This window comes from Sphingopyxis sp. SE2, assembly GCF_032227185.1.
GTDB lineage: Bacteria > Pseudomonadota > Alphaproteobacteria > Sphingomonadales > Sphingomonadaceae > Sphingopyxis.
Map to the genome: position 1 here is coordinate 3,182,568 of NZ_JAPMXW010000001.1, position 15,768 is coordinate 3,198,335.

Consider the following 15,768-nt stretch of genomic DNA (forward strand, 5'->3'; position numbering starts at 1 on the left):
CTGACATGATTCGGGGTGCGGGACAGATTTGGCAACGCCCGCGCGATATTCTCGCCAGCCATTATGAACGCCCGTCCTTGTCGGACTGGCGGCCGTTCCGGACCATGCCGCTCCCACGCGGCCAAACGGCGGCACAGCGTTGGAAGATCGATAGCCGGGCAAACGCCGGCCAGCGATCTCGTGCCAATCGGCTGTGTAAATTGTCATCATACCCTGCCAAGAAACTGTCGCAGGAGCGCCACCCCTTTTCGGTGTCGTCGGCCTGTCACGCGCATCCCGACGACCGGCCCGTCGTGGCACCGGCGGACGCTTGCGACCTCGATGACGCTTTTCGGGCGCATGGTCCTTGGCTCTTTCATTTTCTTCGCCGAAGGGCTGGGCCCGAAGAAGCGCCGGATCTCGTGCAGGAAGTTTTCGCGCGCGCGGCGGGCAGCGAGCAGCGTCACAGCCTCGCCAATCCGGGCGGCTTCCTTCGCCGGATAGCGCAGAACCTGCTGATCGACCGCGCCCGGAGGCAGCGGCGCAACCCCGCGCTTTTCTTTTCCTTTCAGGAGGAAAGCGATGCCGCCAGCCCGCCGCAGCAGGAATGGAATATGGAAGCCGACGACCTTCTCCGGCTCTATGAAGAGGCGGTCGACGCCATGCCACCAAAGACACGCCGGGTGTTTCTGATGCACCGGGTCGACGAACTCAGCTATCGTGAGATACATGAATGCCTCGGCATCAGCATCGCGACGGTGGAATATCATATGATGAGGGCGCTTGGTTTTATCGCGAAGGTGGTGGACGGCGGCCGATGAGTGCGGGGTCTGACGATTATCCGGTCGATACGGTAGCGCACGCCTGGCTCGTGAAGATGCGCGGCGAGAACCCCGAGGCGCACCGCGGCGAGTTCGAGGCCTGGCTTTCGGCCTCGCCTGATCACAAGGTAGCCTATGAACGGATCACGAAGAAGCTCGCCGCCGCGGCGATCCTGAAATCCTCGTCGCGTCATGGCACCGCGCAAACCGAACAGCGCAGCGGCCGACGCCGGGCTGCGCGGCGCTGGTTGTCGGCCGGAGCCGTGATCGCCGCCGCGGCCGTGGTGTTTCTGGCTTTCGGCGCCGGCGGGGCTCCGCTTTCCGGTCCGCTCGGAGACGGTGTGCTCACGGCGCGCGCGGCCGAGCCGCTGGTCACCCGCCGCGGGGAGATCCGCAGCTTCCGCTTTGCCGATGGTTCGACTGCGGTGCTCGACACTGATAGCCGGCTCGAAGTCTCATTTGCGCACGAAGCCCGCCACCTCCGGCTTGCCAAAGGACGCGTCCGGCTTTCGGTGACCAAGAATGAACAGCCACTGCGCGTCGAGGTCAGCGACGGCGTCGTCACGGCCGAGGATGCGGCATTCGATATCGGTTTCGAGGAAAATGGCGCGCTCAGCGTGACGATGCTGCGCGGCGAGGCCGATATTCGTTTCGGCGGCGCCCCTGAATCCGTCGCCCGGCACGCCCGAGCCCTGCCATCGGGACAGTCCGTGACCTACGGCCCGCACGGCAAGGAGCAGCCACCGGCCGCATCGCCGACACAGCAAGACAGCCGCGAATGGCCGTCGGGCTGGGCGAACTATCGCTCGGTCCGGCTCGATCAGCTCATTGCCGAAACCAATCGCTACGCCGCGAAGCCGATCGTCATCGACGACGCAAGGACAGCGGGGCTCGAGGCGTCGGGCCGGTTCAGGATCAGCCAGCCCGATACAGTGGCCGAGCGGCTCGCCCTATTGTTCGATCTGGAGATCACCAAGCGTGCCGACGGCACCCACCTTCGCCAACGATAATTAATTCACTGCTCCACTAAGGCGGTCGCCCAACTGGCGTCATCGCTCCCCCAAAGGCCGTGTGCCCAAGCATCCGGTCACAACCCAGGGGGAGTATGATGATGTCCGGAAAGTCTCGTTTTTGCCTGTCGCTGATGGTCGGTATAGCCTGTCTGCATCCTATCGCCGCCGCGGCTCAGATGCAGGATCGCCAGAGCTTCGACCTGCCGACGCAGGATCTCGGCGATGCTTTGCGAAAAGTGGCCGAGCAAGCCGGGATCGAACTTTATGCGTCGAGTGCCGATCTCGCGGGCCGGAGGACCGGGCCGCTCAAGGGCGACATCACCCCGCGCGAAGCCATCGAGACCCTGCTGCGCGGAACCGGGCTGACCGCGCGCTTCGAGCGTGGTTCGGTCATCATTTTGGGGCGAGCGCAGTCCGAGATCAGTCCGGCGCAAGAAGACATCGTCGTGACCGGCAGCCGCATCTCCGGCACTCCGTCCGCAGCCCCGGTGATCAGGGTGACGAGCGAAGATATTCGCAACGGCAGCCAGGCCGATCTCGGCGAGGTTGCGCGCAGCATCCCGCAGAATTTCGGCGGCGGGTTCAACCCCGGCATCGGCAACGGCCAGGGAGCGCCCAACGAGAACGCCAATGTCAATGGCGCCTCGACCTTCAACCTGCGTGGGATCGGTCCCAATGCGACGCTGACTTTAATCAACGGCAATCGCTTCGCCTACACCGGTGTGTCCTCGGTGATCGACGTCAGCGCGATCCCTGTTTCCGCTGTCGAGCGGATCGAGATTGTCGCTGATGGGGCCTCGGCCATCTATGGCGCGGACGCTGTCGCGGGCGTGGTGAACATCCTGCTCAAGCGCGACTATGACGGTGCGTCGGCAATGGCCCGCGTCGGTGCGTCGACCGATGGCGGCAATGTGCAGCAGCAATACGGGCTGCTCGGCGGCAAAGCCTGGTCGTCGGGCGGGCTCCTCGCAGCCTATGATTATAGCCGTTCGTCGGCGATCCGCGCGGGGGATCGCGACTATGCGGGCGCCGCCAACGCGGAGACGATGCTCTTTCCCGCCACCTGGCGGCATTCGCTGCTCCTGAGTGGACATCAGGCGATCGGTCCGGATGTCACGCTTGCTGCCGACCTTCTTTACAAGAAGAGTCGGCTACACTCGGTTACCGGATACAGCCTGGCGCTCGCCCCTGACCAGTTGGGGCTCGACAATGTCAGTACCTCGGAATCCTTCGGGATCGCCCCGAACCTCTCTGCGGAGCTCGGCGGGGACTGGCGCTTCAAGGCGAGCGGCTTCTTCGGCACCGATCGCACCGGCGGCTTCTCCGATCTCTTTTTCGGGGGAAATTTGCTCGCGCACATCGACAAGCATTTTTTCAACCGCAACCTCGCGCTTGAAGCGGGCTTCCAAGGACCGCTGTTCGCCCTGCCGGCGGGCGACGTGCGCATTGCCGTCGGTGGTGGGGCGCGGCGCAATCACTTCTTCGCGGCGTCCCCCACGGGCGATGTCCGGCGGCGGCGTGACAATCTCTTCGCCTATGGCGAACTGCTGGTCCCGGTCACGGCACCCGCGCAGGAGATTGCGGGATTGCACTCGCTTTCGCTCACGGCCGCGCTCCGCTTCGAGGATTATTCGGACGCGCCGAGCATTATGACCCCCAAGCTCAGCGTCGTTTGGGAACCGGCGGAGATCCTCCGCCTCGGTGCTTCGTGGGGACGTTCGTTCAAAATGCCGACGCTCTACCAGCAGTATAGCGGCTATTCGGCGATCATGGGGCGGGCCGCCCGCTATGGGAGCGGTTATCCGGCGAGCGCCAATATCATCTTCGCGGCGGGTCCCGACAGCCGCCTCGGACCCGAGCGTTCGGAGAATATGACGCTGAGCGCGCAGCTTACTCCGTCGCGCGGCGTCGAATTCACCGCCGCCTGGTACAGGATCGATTACACCGACCGCGTCGCGACGCCGATCCCGTCGCTCGTCGGCGTGCTCGATAATCCGCTCTACGCCGATCTCGTCACGCTGAACCCCGATGCGGACGATCTTGCCGCGATCATTGATGGCGCGCTGCTTGGCCTGGAGAATAATACGGGACGGCCCTATGACCCTGCGACCATTGTTGCTTTCATCGACGCCCGCGACCGCAATATCGCGCGCCAGCGCTATTCGGGCGTCGATCTTTCGATGCGCTACCGCATTGAATTCGATGGTGGGAAAGAGCTTGCGCTCTCAGCCGCAGGCAGTTTCCTGAAGAGCCGCCAGCAGATCCTTCCCGGCGCTGCCTGGACGCCGCTCGCCGGCACATTGTTCCGGCCATCGCGCTTTCGCGGGCGTGCCGGAGTTACCTATGGCGGCGACCGTTTCACGCTCGCCGCCTTCGTCAACCATATGAGCGGGCTCGATGACGATCGGCAGGCGGTGCGCATGCGCATTCCCTCCTATAACACGCTCGACCTCACGGCGCGGGTGCGCCTTGGCAAGCGGACCGACGTGTCACTTGCCGCGCTCAACCTGTTCAATGCGAAGCCGACGGCGATTGTCACCGCCCTGCCCAGCGAGACGCCCTACGATACGACAAATTATTCACCGACGGGGCGCTTCGTCGGCCTCACCGTGCGGCAGGAGTGGTGAGCATGATCCGCCCTCTTCTGCTCGCAGGGGCGGCACTGTTAGGCGCGGCGCTGCCGACCTCGCCGGCCTCAGCCGCACAGAAAGCCGGCCGCAGCTGGACGATCGACGATCAACTGACGGTCCCCGAGGTACGGGATCTCGCAGTCTCGGCGGATGCGAAGAGCGCGATCTATGTCGTGCGGATCGCCGACCGCCAGAGCGACCGGACGGTCGCGCTGCTGCGATATGTTGATCTGGAAAAGGGTACGACCCGCGAGCTGCAGCGAGCCGCGTGGATCGATCAGGTGAAGCGCATTCCCGGAACGGAGGACTGGAGCGCGCGGATCGATAAGGGCGATGGCGTCCAGCTCTATCGGATAGGGGCGAGCGGCGCTGTAACCCCGATCGTCGCGCATCCTGCGACTGCAGTTTATGGCGATACCGAGGGTGCTGTGCTTCCGGGCTATGGTCATGCGCCGCTTGCTACGGGGGTGCGGGCGCACAGCTGGTCTCCCGATGGGCGCTGGCTCTGGTATATCGTCCTTGACGCCGCACCGTTCGTCAAAGCGATGCGCTACGACGACGCGGTCACTGCCGAGCGCGCGCAGCGCCGCGCCCCCGGCCGGGCCACTGCCTCGATCTACCTCCGCGATCCTGGGGGCAGGGACATTCTTCTCGCGACGCGTCCGCAAAGCGACCTTCGGACATTTTTCGACAGGAGCTTCGTCCAGTGGGAGAAGGATGAGGTGCGGTTCGATGTGATGGAAACGGACCCCGCCGGAGGGCAGCAGGTTGTGACGATGGGCTGGTCGTTCACATCGGAAAAAATTCGAGTGGTGGATGGCAAAGCCGCTCGCGGTTACTGGCGCCTCCCCGGCCTTCATGGCGGCCGGCTGTCGTCGGAAGGCACCGGCGATGATACGCGCGAGCTTGTCGAAACCATTCCCGGCGACGAGCGGCGGAGCTTCGGACGCTTTCCCTTTGCGGTGGGCGATGCCCGCGCGGCCGGCGGCTTCCTGTCGCCTGATGGAAGGCGCGCGATTGCGGGGTTCCGCACGATCGACAATCCTCGCTTCGGGCTAGCAATCATCGAACATGATCGTGTCCGAACGATTAGTAGCGCTCTCAGCCTCAACTATTGCGACTTTACGGTCTCGCTCACCAAAGGCGCCTGCATCGCGCAATCGCAGACGGTGCCGCCATCGGTGGTGCGCGTCGACGTTGCGAGTGGCGGCATAACCCGCGTGGCATCGGTCTCGGCCGATCACGAAGGGATCGCGCCGCTTCGGATCGAACCCCGAACCTGGATCAATCGACATGGTTACAAGGCGACGGGTTATATCGTCTGGCCGCGCGGATACACAAAGGGTCGGCAATATCCGGCGATCGTCATCACGCATGCATCGGACGCGGACGACCGCTTTGCAACGCACGAAAATCAATGGGAATATCCGGCGCAACTGTTCGCCGAACGGGGCTATGTCGTACTGCTCGTCAATAGTCCGACGTCCCGCCAAAACGCCGAAATCGATGCCGCCTATGAAGCCTGGGTCAGCGAGACGAAGGCGGTTTCGCCAGAGAAGCTGAGGCAGCTAATTTGGTTGAACTCGGTCGCGACCTTCGAAGATTCCGTGAAGGAGCTCGTCGATCGAGGGATCGTGAATCCGGCGCAGGTTGGGATCGCAGGTTACAGCTTCGGCTCGCAAATGACGAATGTCACGATCACGAACAGCTCGATGTTCCGCGCGGCATCGAGCGGCGACGGCGGCTATCTCGAACCGGCCTTCTATTTCAACGTGGCAGGTTCTTACGACACGGTGTTCGGCGGGCCGCCAACCGATCCGGCGGCGCTCGCAAATTATCGCCGGCTCTCTCCGTCGCTTCGTGCAAACGAAGTTTGCGGCGCGGTGCTGCAACAGGTCGCGGCACCGCTCATTCCGTCAATCGATCTTCACGCCGCGCTCCGCAAGGCCGGTGTTCCCGCGCAACTCAGCCTTTATCCGGGCGAGAACACAGCGACAGATGAAACACACATCTTCCACATCCCGTCGAACCGCATTCTTGCGATGGAGGAAAATATCGCGTGGTTCGATTATTGGCTCCTCGGCAAGCGCGATCCACAATCGCCTCACGCCGACCGCTACGCGCTATGGGACAAGATGCGTGACGCGGCCCCGCGCAGTTGCAGCGCCAGAACGGCGAACGATGAGAACCGACATTAGCTTTCGACCCGGCCTCCCTCCTCCCACCAGCGCGTCCATGCCTCGGCCGCCGCGAACGTCAGGATCCGGTGATCGCGTCCATCGTCCCGCCAGCCTTCCTTGCTTGCTCGGATAAGCCAGTCGGGGTCGATCAGCCCGGCGCCGACGAGCTTGCCCTCCAGAAGCATTTCGACGGCCATCGTTCCTTGAGCGTCAAACACGCGCCGGACAAACCCGCCGGGACTGCCTTTCGTCCTGCGTTCGAGAATGAGATCGGGAAGGAGATCACGGAACGCCATGCGCGCTACCGCACGATCGCGGCCCCCTCGCACCCAAAACCACGACGGAATCGATAGGCAGAGTTCGAGGACCGGTTGCGACAGCAAAGGGGTGATCTGGGGCGGGCTGATCGCACGGGGATAGAGTTCGATGCTCTTTTGGGCACGGGCCAGCATGGCAACATGCGCTGCCTTGCCCGGGAGCGCGCCCGGCGGCGCCGCGAACCAGGGATGCCGATCTCCTTCCGCCACAGCAGCGGCCCGGCCCGTAGATCCGAGGCCCGTAAGATCGATACGCCTGCGATGCCCGCCCTTCCGTCGCCGAATGCGTTCCCAGCCTGCGCGGACGACGTCGATCATGCCCGAGCCGGTCAAGTCGGCAAGGTCGCGCGCGGTAGCGAACAGTCCCGGGTGAAGTCCCTGTGCAAGAAAACGGTCGGCAAGCGGCGCCGCGCTGCGCAGGGCGCAGAAAACATTGTCGCCGCCATTGCCCGAAAAATATCCGTCGATCGGCCTGTCGCGCGCGAGTCGGCGATGCTCGGCCTGAAGGGCGGGGAAGTAGTGGGCAGCAATGGGCAGCGGCAGGTGGCGCATGACCGGCCTAGTAACGTCGACGGTGCCGAGGTCGAAGATCGGCGCATCAAGCCCGACACCGAGCCTATCGACGAGGGCCTTAGCATAGCGCCGCTCATCCCCATCGGTGCCGGGCTCGACCATGGTCAGACACCGGAACCTTGGTATGCGCGGGCCGAGCGCCGCTGCTACAATCGAGCTGTCGAGCCCGCCCGACACGCCGACTAAGATGTTGTCGAAGCCGGTCGACCAGGCGCCGATGCTGTCCTTGAGCGTGTCACGCAGAGCGACAGCCGCAGCTTCGAACCCGCAGCCCTTAGGCGGGCGAACATGGTCCCATGGGGACCATGCCTGCTCGATCCGGTTCCCGTCAGCCGTTACGACGAGACGCTCGCCGGGAAGCAGTTCCTCGACGCCATCGATGCCTGTCTTTCGGCCGATGAAGTCGATCCCGCCAAACATGCGCGCCAGCGCGCTATAATCGACGGCGACTTGTCCCGGCTCGGCGATGGCCGTCATATCGCTGGCCAGCACGACACCGCTCGCCGCGCGGCGCATATAGCATGGCATCATTCCGGACGGATCACGCATCAAGGAAACTGTTCCGTCATCGCCGATCAGCATGGCAATATAGCCACCCCAATAGCCAGCGAGCAGCGCCAAGCCGCGCGTCTCGGCGATCGATTGCCGTTCGTCCCGATTGAGATCGGTCACGCGGCCCGATGGTATTTCACGCCGGAAGAGCGGCCCGACGATGCAGCCCCTTTCCCCAAGATCGATACACGGCGCCGCACTGCATAACCGCGCAACGGACGAGCTGAAGACCGGACACTCCGTCGCGGTGCTGGCAGGCGACGGCGGAAGACCCGACGGCGCAATGTCGAGGCGGAAGGCAAGTCTCATCGCACCGTCAGCAAGGGCTTGAAATTCCGGACGCGGTCCAGGGGATCGCTGAGTACGACAGAGCCTGCCTGAACCCAGCAATGCGCTGCGAACGGCAGCATCACTCCGATGACGAGATCGACGCCCAGTCCGCGGCGCGCAAGCATCGTTCGCATGGCAAGCCCCCGGACGAGGCATTGGTCGGTCGCATCGCGATAGCGCGATGCCCGGGCAAAGGCGGCGGCAACGAGTCTGCAGGGATCTAGTCCAGTTTCGGGCAGCCCCGTCGGGATAAGGAGAGTGCCAAGCTGCCGGGCTGCGAGGTTGCGGCGAGCGCGCCATTGGGAAGCGACGGCTTCCAAGATAAGCCAAGGGTGCGATGCCCCGGTTGGACCATCGAAGATGCTTTCGGTCGGATCAGGAGCCAGCGATGGTGGGACTGTGGGAACGCCAGCCTCGACCAGATTTCGTTCGACCAGCCAAGCGGTCTGCTCTTCACTCGCCTTGCCCTTCGCAAACGCCTCAAACGCTTCGGCTGCAACATCTTCCAGCAGGAAGTAGCGGCTCGCCGAAAGATCGAGGCAAATTATCCGTGTGCCTATTGCGCAATATCTGAGGTCGGAGCGGAGGCGGTAGGAGGCCATATGAGATATATGCGTGCGTGCGGCACCGAGGCGCCGCACGCCCGGTGCATCAGTCGTCGGTCTGGATGCCGGCGTTGTATGTCCGCTGGAGCGTCGCAAGGTCGATCGGACCTTCGACACCGAGGCCGCGGGTTTCGGTGCGCGCATCGCCCAGATCGACGATACCGTTTTCACGCTTGTCCATGGCTTTTCCTTTCATCATTCGCGACCGAAATGAGTCGCAGTCCGACGCTAAGCCACAGCGAAAAGCTGCTCTATTTTATAATCCGTTTATTTTCTGAACGTGCGATCAGGGTAAAAAGGTGACCGCGCAAAGGAAACGCGCGTCGGGAGCGCATACCGTCACCTTTAGCTTTCGCCTGGACATACGTGACGGAACCCGGTCACACGCCCGTATTGATAAGGCGCCAAGATGTTCTGGTCGAAACCGGAATTGTCGCAATGGAAACTGGCCCCAAATCTGGATGTATTTTTCTGAAATCATTATCGAGGCCGAACCGTGGCTGACGGACCGCGAGCGCCCAGCGAGCGCCTGATCAATGGAGCGCACCCTGCAACAAGGCGGCCATGTGCCCAATGAGTGCGGGCGGAAAGCCGGGGCATGTCGGCTTTCAACGCCCGCAATTTGGAAATGCCGCCGGTTCAGAGTGCGGCGGGGCCCGATACATCAGGTGCCGCGCCCTCAGGAGCCGACCGACAGGCCGGCGGGAAAGAGCGCGCCCGCAGCCCCGCTCCTTCCGGCAAACCTAATCGAAGACGATGACCTTGCGCGCGGCGGGATCAAATGTCTCGATCACGACCGCTTCATCCTCGACGGCTGGCGACGAGCGTTCGAGGAGTTCAACCTTGGCCGAAAGCACTTCGGCGTAGGCTGCGGGGCAACAAAGGATGAACTCAGTGCCGTTTCCATAAATGCTGCCCCAGTTGACATAGATGGTGCTCCATCCATGCCGCCGTTCCCATTCGATCTGTCGGGGTTCGCCTCGTTCGGTTCGTCCGGGATAGGGTTCTGTCGACAATATATGGACCCGCGCTTCGGGATCGAACCAGCAATGATCATGATCCGCGACGGGCGGACGACTGTCATACTCGTGCGTCGGATAGCATCTGCGGGCGCTTGAGGGTTTGAGACCGGTTGCGTCCATGAACTGCAGCGCACGGGCGATCCGGCCAATATACCATTGGATTTCATTGGCGTGGCGCTGCTGGCCCGTCCGCTCCAGAAAGACCGAGTCCTCGATCTTGCAGGCGCCCAGATAGCCCGTCAGATGGTGACGCCGTACCAGCTCGGTCAGTGGCGCACGCAATTTGAGATCAATGTGCGCGGTGCCGCTTTCCCTTGTTTCATATCCCCACCAGTTCTGACGAACCATGACATTGTGGAGCGTGGATCGGCTTGGAAGTTTCCGTTTCGCATCGACATAGCCTTGGAACCCGCCTGCACATGCCGCGAGGTCGAGCGCATCGTGCCGAGGGACCGATTGCTCCGCCTGGATTTGCTTGGCGAGCGATTTCAACCCGGCGAGGGTGGAATATTGAAACATCATCGCAGGTCTCCGTGGGCTTCGGACCGGCGTCGCCTGCTACCGCCCCCAAAGCCACGAAATGCGATGGGTCAGTGATCAAAACAGTGCCATTATGGCTTCGCAAATGCAGGCGGCAGGCCCCTGTTGAAGGCCTGCGAGAAATCTGGCGCAGCGCCAATGACAAGTCAATCGGCAAGAAGGCGGGCAGCGAGCTTGAGCCCTCTTGCGTCGAGCGGGCCTCCCCTGCACGGCTCTGAAGTCGCAACGCGCCCAGAGACGGAGAGTATGGGATGAAGAGATTTCTGCGGCGGCTCTTTGGAACGGAAACCCAAAGCGAGCTGCCCACGCGCCCAAAGATAACAGGTCTTCGCATGCAGAAGTTCGGGCACGACCTCGTTCGGATCGAGTCGATCGGGTTTTTCGGTCATCATGCCGCATCCCCCAATGGAGATTTTCACCTGATTTGGGCGGATCGAAATCGTGAAGGTACGGTCGGCGGATACCGCCGCGAAGGCCATGGTTCCTGGTCCCTGCTTCACGGCGATGAAATTGTCGCAACGGGACAGCTCGAGCGTCCCGCGGATGGAAAGACCGCGAACAATGGCAGCTTCATCATCCACGACCGCTTGTTCGGCGATGGCCTCAAGGGTCGGTTCGTAGCCTTCGGGGCCGACGGCGCAAAGCTGGTCGAAAAGGAACTGAGCGCCAATCTGATAAGCAACGGCCTGTCGGACGATGGACGCATCGCTATTTGTCAGACCGCAAATGCCCCCGGCAGCACCGACAGTTGCCGCTACATTCTTTTCGATCTCGAACTGGGGGATGAAATCGCTCGCTGGGAGGTCGAGACAGGTTGGGCGGACGGTTATGAGTTCGATACGACCAGTCGCCACGTCTACTTGTTACGGACGAACGCCTGCCGTGTCGGCTATGACTTCGACGGGGCTATGCTCGACCGCAAGAGCTGGCAGATCGAGCGCATCGGCGCTGGCGATCTTCATGTCATTCGTATGGTCCTCGCGTCAGAAAAGCCAATGGATCGCGGGATGCGAGAGGCACTTTTGGCCGGCTTGCATGTCGCGGCGCAAGGTTCTGAGCGCACGCTGCAAGCGCATGCTTTGCGGCTCTTGGGCGAATGGTACGAAAAGGAAGGCGCGATCCGGGAGGCGGTGGACGCTTATGAGAAGGCGTTGAGCATCGATGCCCGAATCGGCGTTGCTCGAAAGCTCGAAAAGCTTCGAAAATCTCTGCCATAATCTTGAAAATGGCGCCCCGTGCAGGATAAACATAACGAATATGTGTCGCCGTTTGCACTACCTTAGAGCGGGCGGACGCCGCCGACGCCAGCCTGGCGCCGTCTCCCACAGCCATTGGCGCTACTGCTTAGGCGAGATATCTGGCCGCTAGGGACCTAATGTTCGGGGGGCGAAGCTACGGTTGAATCGATCGATGTTCAATCGCGTAGGTTGATCGCTGCCATTCCAGCGGAGCGCAGATCTGCCCGATGCGAGCACGTCACTGGCTTCGGGTAACTTGAGCCGGGTGATCGACTGACCGCTGCCATGCTGCGGCAACGAGGTAGATCCCTGCCGCAATCATAGGCACCGTGAGCCACTGACCCATGTGAAGCCCTGTTCTGGCTGCAAAGCCGACAAGCTGGGCATCGGGTTCTCGGAAGAACTCGACCGTAAATCGGGCCAGACCATAGCCGATGAGAAACACCCCGACGAGCATCCCCGGCTTGCGCCGCGCGTCGGTGAACCAGAACAGGAAGGCGAGCACGGCGAACAGGACCAACCCTTCCAGCCCGGCTTCGTAAAGCTGGCTGGGATGGCGGGCGAGACCATCATGGCTTCCGGGGAACACAATCGCCCAGGGCACATCGGTGGGCTTTCCCCAAAGCTCGCCATTCACGAAATTGGCGAGACGACCGAAGAACAGGCCGATCGGCACGGTGCAGGCGACATAATCATGGACCCGCAGCCATTCGAGGCCGTGTCGTCGCGCGAACAGGATCAGCGCGAGCGAGACGCCGGCGGCACCCCCGTGGAACGACATGCCGCCATCCCACAGCTTGAGGATTTGCAGGGGGTGGAGGATCATCTCGGGACCGTAGAAGATTACATAGCCAAGGCGGCCACCCAGGATGACGCCGAGCGTCGCATAGAATACGAGATCATCAGCCTGCTGGCGGTTCATCGGGGCCGCGGGTTGGGCCAGCAGCCGCAACAGATACCACCATCCGGCAATAATGCCGGCGATATAGGCGAGCGAGTACCAGCGGATGTCTAGCGGGCCTATGGAGATGGCAATCGGGCTCAATCCGAGGCTGGCAAATGCGATATGGCTATCCAAGGATTGTATCCTGCCAGCGAGGACGGGTGCTCGAGCGCGCCATGGGATTACTCCGGTGCGATTGAAGCGCCGGCATCCTTGAGCGCCGCGAACCCGCCGGGGACGTGGGCGACATTCTCCACGCCCATATCCTTGAGTGATTTTGCGGCAAGCGCTGAGCGGGCGCCGGACCCACAATAGAGCACCAACCGCGATCCGGCGGCGAGTTTGGGATTGTGGGTGGGGCTTTGAGGATCGACCTGGAATTCCAGAAGGCCGCGCGGGACATGTACCGCACCAGACACCAGCCCTGACTTCGCGACTTCACCTGGCTCGCGGATGTCAACGAACCGTACCTCGGGATTGCCGACAAGTTTGGCTGCATCCTCAGGCGCGATAGTTTCGACAAGGGCATTCGCTTCAGAAACGAGCTGCTTCGAGGTGCGTGTTGGCATCGACTTTCTCCTGTAAATGAACCTGTAGCGGATCGCTCAGCCCTGCTCGGACTTGCCGCCTATTTGGCGTAGCCGCTCCGGCAAATCTGTTGGGCAATCACCGCAAAGCTTGTTTGCCGGAACGGCAACGTCGATCTTCTTCGGGTAGGGAAGATCGAGAGCCGCCATGATCGCGACAAATTCCTGAACGGTCTTGCCGGCAAGGCGCGGGTTTCGCTCACGCTCCTGCGCCACTGTCGTGATGTGGCGATGATTGTAGTCGTGAGCGGGGAAGATCAGACCGTCGCCCGGCAGCGTGAAAATCTTCTGCGTGACCGAGTGATAGAGCGTGGCGGCGTCACCGTTCTGGAAATCGGTCCGCCCACAGCCGTCGATCAGCAGGGCGTCGCCGGTGAAGGCGCGAAGACCATCGGGCTGATCGACCAGGTAGGTATGGTGGGCATCGGTGTGCCCCGGCGTAAACAGCGGCTGAAGCTTGAGCGCGCCGACGGTCAGGGGCTGGTCCTCGGCGACGCCGACGTCAGCACACGGAAGGCTGTCCATGGCGGGGTACGCGATCTTGGAGCCGGTAAGGCTGCGCAGATAGCAGGCCGAGGTGACATGGTCCGCATGCACATGCGTCTCCAACGTATAGGCCAGTTCGAGATCCAGTTCCTGAAGTGCGGCAAGGTCGCGTTCGATCGTTTCGAGGACAGGATCGATGAGGACGGCTTTGCGCGTTTCCGGGCAGCCGAGGAGGTAGGTGTATGTCGAGGACTCGGGTTCGAACAACTGACGAAAGATCATGATCGGCCTCCAATGGTGCTTAGCTGCCGATCCCGCCCAGGCTGCGGAACAGCATGTAGGCGGCCACGGCCAGCAGGACGAAAGCGAAGATGCGGGTGAGCAGGCCCTTATGATCGGCGAGCCGGATGGCCGTTTGCATGCCGGCCATGCCGCCAGCGACCCCGCCAGCGATGAAGAAGCCGGCCACGCGCCAGTCCACGAGGCCTGACAGGGCATAGTTGAAGGCTGTCGCCGAGCCGAACGCTCCCACCGAAAACAGCGACGATCCGACCGCGTTGAGGATGGGCATGCCGCTGCCGAGCATGATGCCGGGCACAATCAGGAAGCCGCCGCCGATGCCGAAGAACCCTGACAGCAGGCCGGCGAGAAGGCCGATCACCACGAGCCGGACAGCGATTGGCCGCGTGATCCGCACGTCCGGATCGCCGCCGCCCGACTTGCCCCGCAGCATCGAAACCCCGACCACGATCATCACGCCCGCAAACAGCACCAGGAGGTGCTGACCCGCCACCATCTTGCCCAGGGTGGAGCCGACCAGAGCGCCGACGACACCCGATGCCCCGAAGACGAGGGCACAGGGCCACTTCACGGTTCCGGCCCGGGCGTGTTGGATCAGGTTGGCGAAGGCGTTGGCAGCGACCGCCAGCGCGCTCGTACCGATCGCGACGTGCGGGTCCTTCATGCCCACGACATACAGCAGCAATGGTAGGGCCAGGATCGAGCCGCCGCCGCCGATCACCCCGAGGGTGAAGCCAACGAGGACACCGGATATGAGCGTGAGGATGTCGACCAGTGTCATAGTGCAGCTCCGGCCCTAGCCGCACGATAGTGTTCCTGAATGGCGAAGAGGCCCATGCCCACCAGCATCGCCACGATGAACACCAGCGCCGCCGGCGCCCCGAGGCTCAAAGCAACGAGGGCTGGGCCAGGGCAATAGCCGACGAGGCCCCATCCAACGCCGAACAAAGCCGCGCCGGAGAGAAGCTTCTTGTCCAGGGACCGGGACGATGGCCCATTAAACGTGGCTGCGAAAAGCGGAGCCTCGCGCCTTCGGCCGAGTGCAAATCCCAAGGCGGAAACGATGACGGCTGAGGCCAGTACCAGGGCCAGGCTCGGGTCCCACGACGGCGCGGCGACATCAAGAAACGCCAGCACCTTGCCTGGGCTAATCATGGCGGAAACGATCAGGCCGAAGCCGAAAATGAGCCCCGAGGCCAGCGCAATGAGCAGCTTCCTCATTGTCTCAAAGCTCCACGACGTGCCGGGCAACGTACACAGGCGCAGCCGCCGTGATGAGGAAGACGCCGGTCGCGGCAAGCGAGCGGGGCGAAAGCCTCGCTATCCCGCAGACACCATGCCCGCTGGTGCAACCACTCCCAAGCCGAGTCCCAAATCCCACCAGAAGGCCGGCTGCGATCACGCCGGCGACTGGGGCCGGCGACGTGAGGTCCGGCAGCACGCCGCCCGCCGCCCGGTAAAGCAAGGGCGCAGCGAGCAGGCCGACCAGGAACATTCCGCGCCACGCCACATCGCCGCGGACGGGCGCAAGCACGCCCCCGACGATGCCACTGACTCCAGCAATGCGCCCGTTGGCGATCCACAGGAGGGATGCCGAGAGGCCGATGAGCGCGCCGCCCACGATGGCCGAAAATGGGGTGAACCCCTCCATC

15 protein-coding genes are annotated in these 15,768 nt (G+C 62.8%); 5 read left to right on the forward strand and 10 right to left on the reverse strand.

Going from position 1 to position 15,768, the window contains the following annotated elements; all coding sequences use genetic code 11:
* The first annotated feature begins 104 nt into the window (after window positions 1-104).
* From OVY29_RS15235 to OVY29_RS15250, 4 genes are all read left to right on the forward strand, one after another.
* The gene (locus tag OVY29_RS15235; RefSeq protein ID WP_082660512.1) at window positions 105-800 is read left to right on the forward strand and encodes an RNA polymerase sigma factor; all 696 of its coding nucleotides are present in this window, start codon (window positions 105-107) and stop codon (window positions 798-800) included.
* Window positions 797-1,810 (forward strand): FecR family protein, encoded by a 1,014-nt coding sequence (locus OVY29_RS15240; RefSeq protein WP_313911685.1) that lies wholly within the window; start codon window positions 797-799, stop codon window positions 1,808-1,810. Before OVY29_RS15235 ends, OVY29_RS15240 begins: the two co-directional genes overlap by 4 nt.
* Before the next feature lie 101 nt (window positions 1,811-1,911).
* The gene (locus OVY29_RS15245; protein WP_313911686.1) at window positions 1,912-4,440 is read left to right on the forward strand and encodes a TonB-dependent receptor; all 2,529 of its coding nucleotides are present in this window, start codon (window positions 1,912-1,914) and stop codon (window positions 4,438-4,440) included.
* Window positions 4,441-4,442: 2 nt separating this feature from the next.
* Window positions 4,443-6,641, forward strand: a complete 2,199-nt coding sequence (locus OVY29_RS15250) for a prolyl oligopeptidase family serine peptidase (protein WP_313911687.1) — start codon at window positions 4,443-4,445, stop codon at window positions 6,639-6,641.
* On the opposite strand, the gene OVY29_RS15255 is transcribed toward OVY29_RS15250, so the two are convergent.
* The 4 genes from OVY29_RS15255 to OVY29_RS15270 form a co-directional block, all read right to left on the reverse strand.
* A complete protein-coding gene (locus OVY29_RS15255; protein ID WP_058818189.1) occupies window positions 6,638-8,185 on the reverse strand; it encodes an asparagine synthase C-terminal domain-containing protein in 1,548 nt (515 codons plus the stop codon). The genes OVY29_RS15250 and OVY29_RS15255 overlap by 4 nt on opposite strands.
* Before the next feature lie 185 nt (window positions 8,186-8,370).
* On the reverse strand, window positions 8,371-8,997 hold the full coding sequence (locus tag OVY29_RS15260) for a lasso peptide biosynthesis B2 protein (RefSeq protein WP_058818190.1): 627 nt from the start codon (window positions 8,995-8,997) through the stop codon (window positions 8,371-8,373).
* 49 nt (window positions 8,998-9,046) lie between these two features.
* Window positions 9,047-9,181, reverse strand: coding sequence for a hypothetical protein (locus OVY29_RS15265; RefSeq protein ID WP_269433469.1), 135 nt, complete (start codon window positions 9,179-9,181; stop codon window positions 9,047-9,049).
* 562 nt (window positions 9,182-9,743) lie between these two features.
* Window positions 9,744-10,544 carry a hypothetical protein gene (locus OVY29_RS15270; protein WP_058818191.1) on the reverse strand — a complete coding sequence of 267 codons (801 nt, stop codon included), beginning with the start codon at window positions 10,542-10,544 and terminating at the stop codon, window positions 9,744-9,746.
* A 269-nt stretch (window positions 10,545-10,813) separates the two neighbouring features.
* Here OVY29_RS15270 and OVY29_RS15275 point away from each other — a divergent pair, with 269 nt between their 5' ends.
* Complete coding sequence (locus tag OVY29_RS15275; protein ID WP_058818192.1) at window positions 10,814-11,779, forward strand: tetratricopeptide repeat protein; 966 nt, start codon at window positions 10,814-10,816, stop codon at window positions 11,777-11,779.
* A 259-nt stretch (window positions 11,780-12,038) separates the two neighbouring features.
* Here the strand turns inward: OVY29_RS15275 and lgt are convergent, their stop codons facing one another.
* Genes lgt through OVY29_RS15305 form a run of 6 tightly spaced genes read right to left on the reverse strand, consistent with a single transcriptional unit; the run spans window position 12,039 to window position 15,767 of the window.
* Window positions 12,039-12,878 carry a prolipoprotein diacylglyceryl transferase gene (lgt, locus tag OVY29_RS15280; RefSeq protein WP_082395462.1) on the reverse strand — a complete coding sequence of 280 codons (840 nt, stop codon included), beginning with the start codon at window positions 12,876-12,878 and terminating at the stop codon, window positions 12,039-12,041.
* A gap of 47 nt (window positions 12,879-12,925) precedes the next feature.
* A complete protein-coding gene (locus OVY29_RS15285; protein WP_054725933.1) occupies window positions 12,926-13,312 on the reverse strand; it encodes a rhodanese-like domain-containing protein in 387 nt (128 codons plus the stop codon).
* A 36-nt stretch (window positions 13,313-13,348) separates the two neighbouring features.
* Window positions 13,349-14,098: an MBL fold metallo-hydrolase gene (locus OVY29_RS15290; protein WP_054725930.1), complete on the reverse strand. Its 750-nt coding sequence runs from the start codon at window positions 14,096-14,098 to the stop codon at window positions 13,349-13,351.
* A gap of 19 nt (window positions 14,099-14,117) precedes the next feature.
* Entirely contained in the window at window positions 14,118-14,897 is a 780-nt protein-coding gene (locus OVY29_RS15295) for a sulfite exporter TauE/SafE family protein (RefSeq protein ID WP_089216930.1), read from the reverse strand.
* Window positions 14,894-15,337: a DUF6691 family protein gene (locus OVY29_RS15300; RefSeq protein ID WP_054725928.1), complete on the reverse strand. Its 444-nt coding sequence runs from the start codon at window positions 15,335-15,337 to the stop codon at window positions 14,894-14,896. The genes OVY29_RS15295 and OVY29_RS15300 overlap by 4 nt, the downstream gene beginning before the upstream one ends.
* Before the next feature lie 4 nt (window positions 15,338-15,341).
* Window positions 15,342-15,767 (reverse strand): YeeE/YedE family protein, encoded by a 426-nt coding sequence (locus OVY29_RS15305; protein WP_313911689.1) that lies wholly within the window; start codon window positions 15,765-15,767, stop codon window positions 15,342-15,344.
* Window position 15,768: the final 1 nt, after the last annotated feature.

What these genes read in the sequence shown, in the direction of transcription:
- OVY29_RS15235 (WP_082660512.1), top strand. Translation starts at nt 105, where the DNA reads ATGCCGCTCCCACGCGGCCAAACGGCGGCACAGCGTTGGAAGATCGAT.
- OVY29_RS15240 (WP_313911685.1), top strand. Translation starts at nt 797, where the DNA reads ATGAGTGCGGGGTCTGACGATTATCCGGTCGATACGGTAGCGCACGCC.
- OVY29_RS15245 (WP_313911686.1), top strand. Translation starts at nt 1,912, where the DNA reads ATGTCCGGAAAGTCTCGTTTTTGCCTGTCGCTGATGGTCGGTATAGCC.
- OVY29_RS15250 (WP_313911687.1), top strand. Translation starts at nt 4,443, where the DNA reads ATGATCCGCCCTCTTCTGCTCGCAGGGGCGGCACTGTTAGGCGCGGCG.
- OVY29_RS15260 (WP_058818190.1), bottom strand. Translation starts at nt 8,997, where the DNA reads ATGGCCTCCTACCGCCTCCGCTCCGACCTCAGATATTGCGCAATAGGC.
- OVY29_RS15265 (WP_269433469.1), bottom strand. Translation starts at nt 9,181, where the DNA reads ATGGACAAGCGTGAAAACGGTATCGTCGATCTGGGCGATGCGCGCACC.
- OVY29_RS15270 (WP_058818191.1), bottom strand. Translation starts at nt 10,544, where the DNA reads ATGATGTTTCAATATTCCACCCTCGCCGGGTTGAAATCGCTCGCCAAG.
- OVY29_RS15275 (WP_058818192.1), top strand. Translation starts at nt 10,814, where the DNA reads ATGAAGAGATTTCTGCGGCGGCTCTTTGGAACGGAAACCCAAAGCGAG.
- OVY29_RS15285 (WP_054725933.1), bottom strand. Translation starts at nt 13,312, where the DNA reads ATGCCAACACGCACCTCGAAGCAGCTCGTTTCTGAAGCGAATGCCCTT.
- OVY29_RS15290 (WP_054725930.1), bottom strand. Translation starts at nt 14,098, where the DNA reads ATGATCTTTCGTCAGTTGTTCGAACCCGAGTCCTCGACATACACCTAC.
- OVY29_RS15295 (WP_089216930.1), bottom strand. Translation starts at nt 14,897, where the DNA reads ATGACACTGGTCGACATCCTCACGCTCATATCCGGTGTCCTCGTTGGC.
- OVY29_RS15300 (WP_054725928.1), bottom strand. Translation starts at nt 15,337, where the DNA reads ATGAGGAAGCTGCTCATTGCGCTGGCCTCGGGGCTCATTTTCGGCTTC.
- OVY29_RS15305 (WP_313911689.1), bottom strand. Translation starts at nt 15,767, where the DNA reads ATGGAGGGGTTCACCCCATTTTCGGCCATCGTGGGCGGCGCGCTCATC.